This is a genomic window from Actinomycetota bacterium, assembly GCA_041658565.1.
In the GTDB taxonomy this organism is placed as follows: Bacteria; Actinomycetota; AC-67; order AC-67; family AC-67; genus JBAZZY01.
The window spans coordinates 41825-51132 of sequence record JBAZZY010000018.1 but is presented as its reverse complement, the minus strand read 5'-3'; the positions used below and the strand labels follow the sequence as shown (position 1 = coordinate 51132).

Below are 9308 nucleotides of genomic sequence, written 5' to 3'. Positions count from 1 at the left end.
AAACGCGCTGGATGAAGGACTCGAGTTGGCGGAGGTTGCGGACCTCGACCATGCCGTCGGCGTGTCGAGCGTATTCCTCGGCGATCGAATCCCCGGTGTCCCAGTGCTGGCGTGGCTCCGGGTTCAACCAGTAGACACGCTTGGCCTTCTTGCGCATCTCCTTGATCACCCACGACCCCGACTCACGGTAGTTATTGCGCGCGTCACCCAGGATGAGCACGCTCGCGCGCGGACCGAGAGCCGAGCCGGCGTCCGACCAAAACCGTTCAAGGGATGTCCCGTAATCGGAATGGCCGTCGAGCCAGACGACCTGCGCTTCCGCGTTCATTCTGTCCACGGCGGCAAGGAAGTCTTCGTGCTCGAACAGGTGCGTTACCTCGTCGAGCGTGTCCACGAACACGAAGGAACGCACCCGCGAGAACTGAGCTTGAAAAGCATGCACGAACATCAGCGTGAAGCGCGCAAACGCCGACACGCTTCCTGAGATATCGCAAAGCACAAACAACTCCGGCTTGTGCGGACTGCGATGACGGAACCGCGTTTCGAACGGAACCCCTCCGGTGGACAGCGATGCGCGCACCGTCTTTCGCACGTCGAGGCGCCCGCGGCGAGCATGCTTACGCTTCATCGCCAAGCGAGTGGCCAGGCGCCGCGCCAGCGGACCGATCGCGCGTCGCAACTGCAGGATCTCGTCGCGCGTCGCCCGCACGAACTCCAAGTCCTCAGGAAGGGGGCGCACCGCGTGTTTGGCGACGCGCTCGGCGCCCTTGTGCTCGGCCAGACGGCGACGAACCTCGGACTGCACCTCCTCGCGGAACCGGCGCGCGCGCGCCTCCACCTCGTCCCGCCACAGGCGCTCCTCAAGCGGCGTTGGATCGCGACCTTGCCCCATCTCGCGCATCATCCGGCCCATCAAAGTGTTGAGATCCACGACGCGGAAGACCCGGTACTCGAAGTAGGGAGATCCCGCGCGATCGGTCTCTACGCGGCCGAACTGCGCGACCGCGCGCCGGGCCAGGTCTCGCAACGCCTCCTGGTCACCGGCGAGCATCGCGCGAAACAACTCCTCGAGGTAGTCCTCTTCGCTCGAAGGCGGCTCATCCTCGGAGTCGCGCCGCTCGAGCGCCTCCGGTCCTCTGCCGGTTCCGAAGTACAGATCAAACAAGGTGTCGAACGCGGGACGATGCGCCTCGTTCTTGATCATCGTCGTCGCCAGAGTCGCGCGGAACGCCGTCCGGTCCTGCATTGGGATGAAGGCCAGCGCGCGCATCGCGTCTAGGTCGTCGGAAACCGCCACCGGAACGCCCGCACGCCGCAGCGCGCGCACGAAGTCCAAAAGGGCGGGGAGCATCAGTTGTCGCTCGGTCGCGGCGGGATCTTCAGGTGCCCCGAAACCCGTTCGACGTCGGTCTGGAACTTCAGCAGCGCGGTCATCGTCATGCGCAACGCGTCGGAATCCAGCGAGGTGATCCCGAGGTGCAGCAATGTGTTCGCCCAGTCGAGGGTCTCGGCGATCGAGGGAGCCTTCTTCAGCTCGAGTTGGCGAATGCTGCGCACGATGCGCACGATCTGATCGGCGAGGATTTCCGGGATCTCGGGGATCCGGGATAGAACGATGTCGCGCTCGCGCTCGAGGGTCGGGTAATCCAGGTAGAGATACAGGCACCGCCGCTTGAGCGCCTCGGACAACTCGCGCGAGTTGTTCGACGTCAAGAACACAAACGGGATTTGCTTCGCCGCAATTGTGCCCAATTCGGGAATCGAGACCTGAAAATCACTGAGGATCTCCAGCAAAAGCCCCTCGAACTCGAAGTCCACCTTGTCGATCTCGTCGATCAGCAGGACCGTCGGCTCGTCCTGGCGAATCGCCGACAGCAGCGGCCTCTCCAGTAAGAAATCCTCGGTGAATAGATCGGTCTCGACGTCCTCCCACGACAACTCCCGGCCCTGCTCGGCCTGAATGCGCAGCAACTGCTTCTTATAGTTCCACTCGTACAGCGCCTTGGCTTCATCAAGGCCTTCGTAGCACTGCAAGCGAATCAGCTTCGCTCCAAGAGCCGCAGCAACCGCCTTGGCGAGCTCGGTCTTCCCCGTGCCGGCAGGACCCTCCACGAGAACCGGCTTACCGAGACGGTCGGCCAGGAATACCACAGTCGCAATCGCTTCGTCGGTGAGGTACCCGACCGACGACAGGCGCTCAGAAACTCCGGCGACCGTCGAGAAGCGCCGGCCGCTCACAGGCTCTCCAAGAACGCGTCGAGGTGCGAGCCATGCTCTGCATAGTGGTTCTCGCCGCAATTGGCTATCGCGCGCGCGTGCTTGTCGGGGATAGGCTCGGCCATCAGTACGATCTCCTCACGAAACCGGTGGCGCGCCGCCCCCGACATTGCCTGAACCTCTCTCAACGTCATGTCCCTGCATTGCGCATACGCCTCGGCGTTGAACTCCTCGACATCGGGCCAGCGCGGAGTGCCCCCCTCGCGAAGCACCTCGAGGAACTGCACCGCCTCCGCTTGCCAACACGCAATGTGAGCGACGACGTGCTTCGGGGTCCACTCCCCCGCGGCTCCCGGACGCTCCCAGTCCTGCACCGAGAGCCGGTCGAGTCGCGCACACAGCGCGCGCCAGCCGGCGTCTTCGGCTTCCAGTCGCTCCTGCTTCAGACTCACGCGCGCACCTGCCCTTCGCCGGTAACCACATACTTGTAGCTCGTGAGCTCGGGGAGCGCCATCGGACCGCGTGCGTGCAACTTCTGGTTGGAGATACCGATCTCGGCACCGAACCCGAACTCTCCTCCGTCAGAGAACCGCGTGGACGCATTGACCATCACGCACGCCGAGTCCACACGCAACGTGAAGGTGCGGGCCGCCGAGTAGTCCTGCGTCACGATCGCGTCACTGTGGTGGGTGCCGTAGCGATTCACGTGAGCAATCGCTTCATCGAGCGAATCCACGACTTTCACCGCAAGAATCAGGTCGAGGAACTCCGCACGCCAATCGTCTTCGGTCGCCGCGACGGCAGCCGAGTCGATCCCTCGCACGGTCTCGTCGCCGCGGATCTCCACCCCGCGCGCGTGTAACTCGGCCAGCGCGCGCGGCAGAAACTCCGCCGCAACCGCCCGGTGCACCAGCATCGACTCCGCCGCGTTGCACACACCCGGACGCTGGGTCTTGGCATTGACGATAATCCCGACGGCCTTGTCGAAGTCCGCGCTCTCATCAACGTAAATATGGCAATTCCCAACTCCGGTCTCGATGACCGGCACGGTGGATTCCTCCACGACCGCGCGAATCAGATCGGCGCCACCACGAGGAATCAGCACGTCGACGAAGTCGCGCATGCGCATGAGTTCCTTCGCGCTCTCGCGATCGGTCGAAGGAATCAACTGCACACTTCCCGGCGGTAGCCCCGCCGACGATGCCGCTTCGTCGATGATGCGCGCCAAGACGATGTTCGACGAGATCGCACTTCGCGAACCACGCAGAATGCACGCGTTGCCCGACTTCAGGCACAAACCCGCCGCGTCGACCGTCACGTTCGGCCGAGCCTCGTAAATGATGCCGACGACACCCAACGGCACGCGCACCTTGTCGATGTGTACGCCGTTCGGAAGCGTCCAGCCCTCCAGGACTTCACCCACAGGGTCTTTCAACCCGATGAGATCGCGCAGCGCCTGCGCCATCGCTTCGATGCGCCCCGGCGTCAGCATCAGCCGGTCGATCAGCGCACCGGTAACGCCTTCCTCCTGCGCCCGAGTCACATCGTCGGTGTTCGCGATCAGGATCTGGTCGGCGCGTTCGATCAATGCCGCCGCAATCCGCTCCAGGGCCTCGCTCTTGCGCGCACTCGACGCGGCCGCCAGACCGGCAGCCGCCGCTTTCGCTCGCTTGCCGATCTCCAGGACTTCGCTCATCGCCGGTTCGCTCCGTCGCTCAGGATCACCAGGGAATCCCGGTGAATGATCTCTCGTCCGCCGTTTCTGATGCTTGACCCCTGGATCTCGGGAATCTCATCCGCGCCGTAGTTGGAGATGCCCTTCGCGAACACCGCTCCGTCGGGTCCGGCAACCTCGACCGCATCGCCGATCGCGAAGGATCCGCGATGCCCTCGAACGCCGGCAGGTAACAGACTCTTTCCGGCCGAAACCAGAGCCTGCTTGGCTCCTTCGTCGACGATGATCGTGCCACGCGTGTTCTGAGCGAACTCGATCCACAACTTGCGGCTTCTGCCGCGCCCTCGGTGTGCAGGGAAGAACGTGCCGATCTCCTCGCCGGCCAAGATCCGCCGCAAGATGTTTGGTGTACGCGCGTTGGCGATCACAACGCCGGTTCCCGCTGCGCCTGCGACTCGCACGGATTCCACCTTGCTCGCCATGCCACCGGAGCCCAAAGGCGAACTCGCCTTGCCCATGCGTAGTTCGCTGAGCGTCGCGAGATCATCCACCCGAGTCAGCAAACGCGCGCCGCGCTGCTTCGGATCCGCCGAGTAGACGCCGTCAACGTCCGACAAGATCACGAGCAGATCGGCGCGCAGCATCATTGAGACGAGCGCCGCCAGCCTGTCGTTGTCTCCAAACCTGATCTCATCAACCGCGACGGTGTCGTTCTCGTTGACGATCGGGACCACGCCGAGTTCGAGCAGTCGCTCCAGCGCGTGATGCGCGTTCAGATACCCCTTGCGACGAATGAAGTCGTCCTGTGTAAGCAGCACCTGCCCGACCGGCGCGCGCCGGCGCGCGAACGCGCGCTGATACGCGTGCATCAACAACCCCTGTCCGACGCTCGCTGCGGCCTGCAGGCTCGGAATGTCACTCGGGCGGCGCCGCATCCCAAGCGGATCCAGTCCGGCAGCGATCGCACCGGAAGACACGAGCACCACCGACACCCCGTTGCGGCGCACGGCCGCCAACTCGCCGGCAAGCGCGCGCACCTGAGCGTCGTCCAGACGCCCGTCGGCTCCGGCAAGGCTGGACGAACCGACCTTGACGACCAGACGGCGGACGCTCAGCCCCTCACGGATCACTTCGCTCCTGCCTGTCCCTCTGGCGTGAAGTCGAACACGTAGTCCCCGATCCGCACCTCATCGCCGATACGGGCACCGGCGCGCGCGAGCGCCTCCTCGACGCCGATCGAGATGAGACGCTCCTGAACGTACGCAAGCGCCTCCGGATTGGTGATGTCGAACCGCTCGAGCACGCGGGCCGCTCGCTCGCTGCGAACGCGCCAGCCTTCGTCCTCGCGCTCAACCACGACCGCCTGCTCCTCGGGACGAATCTTGATCAACCTGTGCGAGACGATCGTGCTCTGCTCGTTGGCGCGAGCAACAGCATCGCCGAGCAGGCGCAAGCAATCCTCAGTTCCGTCTCCACGCAGCGCCGAGGCCGCGACGAACCCGAATCCGTCCGTTGTGGCCGCTCGCTCGGCCGCGGCAACCGCCTCGGTAGTGCCGTCGACGTCGATCTTGTTCGCGACGACCACGCCGGGGCGCTCGTCGAACTCCGGCGCGTGGGCGTTCAACTCCGCCCGCAAAGCTGCGAGAGCCTCCGCCGGGTCCTCCGGCGCGGACACATCCAGAACAAAGCACAGCACCCGGCATCGCTCCAGGTGCCTCAGAAATGCCAAGCCCAGCCCCTTGCCCGTCGAGGCCCCTTCGATCAGGCCGGGTACGTCGGCGACGACAAAGCGCGCGCCGGCGGCCTCGGCTACGCCGAGGTTAGGGGTCAGTGTCGTGAACGGATACGCGGCGACCTTCGGACGTGCCGCGGACAGACGCGAGATGAGCGAAGACTTCCCCGCGTTGGGGAACCCGACGAGTCCAACGTCGGCCAAGACCTTCAACTCGAGCAACAGCGACCGAACCTCGCCGGCCCCTCCGCGCTCCGCGAAGCCCGGCGCGCGGCGCTTCGGCGTCACCAAAGCTGCGTTGCCACGCCCCGCGCGCCCTCCGCGCGCCACGACGATCTCGGTCCCTACGCCGACGAGGTCGGCGATCAACTCTCCGCTTTCGTCGCGCACCACGGTGCCATTGGGAACCAGCAAGACGCGATTCGCCCCCGCACCGCCGTGCTTGTCGCGCCCCTGACCGTTGCGCGCGCGCTCGGCGCGCTGATGGGGGTTGCGAGCCAAATCGCTCAAGGTGGCCACGTTCGCATCGACCCGCATCAGCACGTTGCCGCCGTTGCCGCCGTTGCCGCCGTCCGGGCGCCCCTTGGGACGGAACTTCTCACGAAGGAAGGAACTGCAGCCGTTCCCGCCGTCACCGCCGGCTACATAGATACGCGCTTCATCAACAAAGATTCCTTCCATGGGAAGCATGGTAGCAACCACGCGGCCCCCTCCAGGGGGGACGGCGGCGCGAGAGCGTCCTTAGGAAGCCGGAACGATGTCGACGAGCTTGCGGCCGGCGCGCGCCCTGAAGCTGACCGTGCCGGCGGTAAGAGCGAACAGAGTGTCGTCGCGCCCTTTCCCGACGTTGGTGCCGGGGTGAATCTTCGTCCCGCGCTGACGCACGAGGATGGACCCGGCCGTCACGACCTGTCCCGCGTACCTCTTGACTCCGAGATACTGCGGGTTCGAGTCGCGCCCGTTCCGGGTGCTGGAACCGCCTTTTTTGCTCGCCATAGCGTCCGACAGGCTATCAGAGTCGCGCGGCGGCCGCGACCGGCCCGCGCGCGCACACTGGTCAGCCCTTGGCCGGAGCCTCCGGCTCGACAGCCGGTGAAGCCGGTGCAGCCGGTGCAGCCGCAAAGACCTCGCCGCCGGCACGGATCTCGGCGATCTCCACCAGCGTCAGTGGCTGGCGGTGACCAGTATGGCGCCGGTACCCCGTCTTGTTCCGGTACTGGAAGACGTCGATCTTGTCGCCCTTGAGGTGCTCGACGACCTTGCCGACGACCTTGATTTCCGCCAGCGCCTTCTTGTCCGAGACAAGCGTCTCGCCCTCTTTGGCGAACGCGAGTACGGCGAAGGTCACTTCCTCGCCGACCTCCTGCTTCAAGCGGTCGACGGTGATCTGCTCGCCGGGTGTCACCTTCTCTTGGTGTCCGCCGGCTCTGATGATCGCGTATGGCATCTGCGTGACCTCCGTCAGTCAATCTCGTGGGTGATGACGATACCGCGTCCCTCACAGTTGGGGCACGGTTCGCTGAACGCCTCCAGGAGGCCTTCGGACACCTTCTTGCGCGTCATCTCGACGAGCCCGAGGTTCGAGACCTCAAATACCTGGCTCCGCGTCTTGTCGCGGGAGAGCGCGCGCTTGAGGGTCCGAAGGAGTTCCTGCTGGTTCTTAGGGTCGATCATATCGATGAAGTCGATGACGATGATGCCCCCGATGTCGCGCAGGCGCAGTTGCCGGGCGACTTCTTCCGCAGCCTCCTTGTTGTTCAAAAAGACCGTTTCTTCCAGGTTCGACCCCTTCCCGGTGAACTTCCCGGTGTTCACATCGATAACCGTCATCGCCTCGGTCCGGTCGATGACCAGCGATCCTCCGGAGGGAAGCCAGACCTTGCGCTCCAACGCCTTGTGGATCTGCTCGGTGACCCGGTATTGCTCGAACAACGGCAACGGGGCGTCGTGAAGCTCTAGACGATCCAGCAAGTCCGGCGCCGTATCCTCCAAGTACGCGCGGATCTCGTCGTACACCGACCGTGAGTCGACCACGATCTTTTCGAAATCGTCGGCGAAGATGTCGCGCAGGATTCTGCTGACCAGTTCCGGCTCGGCGTACAGCAGGTGCGGCGCCTTGGCCTTCTTTGCAGCCTTCTGAATGCCGTCCCAGATCTTGAGCAGGTTGTTCAAGTCCCGCTCGAGTGCCTCCTTGGTGGCGCCCTCGGCAGCGGTCCGGATGATCACGCCGTGATCCTTGGGGGCAAGGTCCTTTAAGAACTGGCGCAGGCGCGCGCGCTCTCCCTCGGCAAGACGGCGCGAGATCCCGGTGATCTGCTGCTCGGGCGCAAGAACCATGTAACGACCGGCAAGGGAGATCTGAGTGGTCAGGCGCGCGCCCTTGGCCCCGATCGGCTCCTTGGTGATCTGCACCATCAGTGCTTGCCCCGGCTTTAGCACCTTCTCGATTCGCGGCGCCTCACCCTCGAGGTCCTCGGCGGAGTAGTTCACCTCACCGGCGTACAGCACTCCGTTGCGTCCGCGACCGAAGTCGACGAACGCCGCCTCCATGCCCGGCAGAACGTTCTGCACTCGGCCGAGAAACACGTTGTTCGCGAGAGACGTCTTCAGTCCCTTGCGCGCGACGTAGTGCTCGATGAGCACTCCCTCTTCGAGCACGGCGATCTGTGTGCGGTCGTGTTCGTGCACCAGCATGGTCTTGACGCCGCCGCGCAGGCGCTGGGCTTCCTCCTCGGTCAGCCGCTGCGGCCGTCGCCGCTGTCCGCGCTGGCGATCCTTGCGCAGGGCACGCGCGGCCAGACGTGTCGAGCCCCCGGCCTTAGCATCGTCGGTCTTGGACTTGCTCTCAGGCTTGCCTGCAGACGCATCGTCGGACTTCGCCTTGGCGGGCCTCGCCGGGGTCTTCGCCGGCGTCTTGCCTCCCCTCGGCGCAGTTCCCTTCGGCGTGCGCGCCCTAGGCGCGCCGGCATCCCCGGAGGCCTTCTCCGCAGGCCCTGTCTCAGAAGCTTCCGCTCCCTCGACAACCGGCTTCTTCGATCCCCCACGGCCACGACGGCGACGACGGCGCGCCGCGGTCGCCGGCTTCTCACCTTCGGCCGACTCCCCCGACGCTGTTTCCGCCGCGGTGTCGGTCGCCTGGACCTCAGGTGCAGAGGACTGTCGCACCTCGCCGGTCTCTTGCGAGGCATCCGCAGTCGGGACCGGCTGAACACGCGCGCGCGGCTGCCGTGGGCGAGGCGGCCGCGGAGCCGCCGACGGGCTCCGGGTTCCTGCGGGCTGCGTCTTCTCAGTGATCGCGCCGCCCTCGGCAGTCCCGCCCGTCTCGGCAGCGGTCGCTCCTTCAACACTGGAGTCACCCCCTGCGGGGGTTCCTTCCGCAGCACCGGTACCGGCAGCGGGCTTCTTGCGGTGACGCTTTCCACCCCGCCGCCCGCGCCTGCGACGCTTCGGGGCCCCAGACCCCTCAGTCGCCGGCCCGCCACTCGCCGGCAAGTCCTCAGTTGAATCATCCGAGCTTTCGCCGTCGTCGTCCCGGCCGTCGCCCTGCGTCGCCGGGCGCGCGGGGGCGCGCGGTGGACGCGGTGGACGCGGTGGACGCGGCGCGCGGGGGGCAGCCGGAGCCGCCGCGGACGATTCCTGCTGCCCGGGCGCCTCTTGCCGCACGGGAGGGGCCGGCTCCTTGGG

General features: G+C 65.6%; 9 protein-coding genes. All 9 read right to left on the bottom strand.

Translation table 11 applies throughout. The features are described 5' to 3' along the window. The coding region (locus WDA27_10020; GenBank protein MFA5891263.1) for a VWA domain-containing protein at positions 1–1351 on the bottom strand (1351 nt) is incomplete at its 3' end. Continuing rightward, positions 1351–2238 (bottom strand): MoxR family ATPase, encoded by an 888-nt coding sequence (locus tag WDA27_10015; protein MFA5891262.1) that lies wholly within the window; start codon positions 2236–2238, stop codon positions 1351–1353. The genes WDA27_10020 and WDA27_10015, both read right to left, overlap by 1 nt. Continuing rightward, positions 2235–2669, bottom strand: coding sequence for a maleylpyruvate isomerase N-terminal domain-containing protein (locus WDA27_10010; protein MFA5891261.1), 435 nt, complete (start codon positions 2667–2669; stop codon positions 2235–2237). Before WDA27_10010 ends, WDA27_10015 begins: the two co-directional genes overlap by 4 nt. Then, positions 2666–3913, bottom strand: coding sequence for a glutamate-5-semialdehyde dehydrogenase (locus WDA27_10005; GenBank protein ID MFA5891260.1), 1248 nt, complete (start codon positions 3911–3913; stop codon positions 2666–2668). Before WDA27_10005 ends, WDA27_10010 begins: the two co-directional genes overlap by 4 nt. Then, positions 3910–5022, bottom strand: coding sequence for a glutamate 5-kinase (proB, locus tag WDA27_10000; protein ID MFA5891259.1), 1113 nt, complete (start codon positions 5020–5022; stop codon positions 3910–3912). Before proB ends, WDA27_10005 begins: the two co-directional genes overlap by 4 nt. Further along, positions 5019–6305 carry a GTPase ObgE gene (obgE, locus tag WDA27_09995; protein MFA5891258.1) on the bottom strand — a complete coding sequence of 429 codons (1287 nt, stop codon included), beginning with the start codon at positions 6303–6305 and terminating at the stop codon, positions 5019–5021. Before obgE ends, proB begins: the two co-directional genes overlap by 4 nt. 60 nt (positions 6306–6365) lie before the next feature. Continuing rightward, positions 6366–6620, bottom strand: a complete 255-nt coding sequence (gene rpmA / locus WDA27_09990) for a 50S ribosomal protein L27 (GenBank protein ID MFA5891257.1) — start codon at positions 6618–6620, stop codon at positions 6366–6368. Positions 6621–6681: 61 nt separating this feature from the next. Then, positions 6682–7071, bottom strand: a complete 390-nt coding sequence (rplU, locus tag WDA27_09985) for a 50S ribosomal protein L21 (GenBank protein MFA5891256.1) — start codon at positions 7069–7071, stop codon at positions 6682–6684. A 14-nt stretch (positions 7072–7085) separates the two neighbouring features. Beyond that, entirely contained in the window at positions 7086–8789 is a 1704-nt protein-coding gene (locus tag WDA27_09980; GenBank protein MFA5891255.1) for an Rne/Rng family ribonuclease, read from the bottom strand. Positions 8790–9308 lie beyond the last annotated feature (519 nt).

What these genes read in the sequence shown, in the direction of transcription:
- WDA27_10005 (MFA5891260.1), bottom strand. Translation starts at nt 3,913, where the DNA reads ATGAGCGAAGTCCTGGAGATCGGCAAGCGAGCGAAAGCGGCGGCTGCC.
- obgE (MFA5891258.1), bottom strand. Translation starts at nt 6,305, where the DNA reads ATGGAAGGAATCTTTGTTGATGAAGCGCGTATCTATGTAGCCGGCGGT.
- rpmA (MFA5891257.1), bottom strand. Translation starts at nt 6,620, where the DNA reads ATGGCGAGCAAAAAAGGCGGTTCCAGCACCCGGAACGGGCGCGACTCG.
- rplU (MFA5891256.1), bottom strand. Translation starts at nt 7,071, where the DNA reads ATGCCATACGCGATCATCAGAGCCGGCGGACACCAAGAGAAGGTGACA.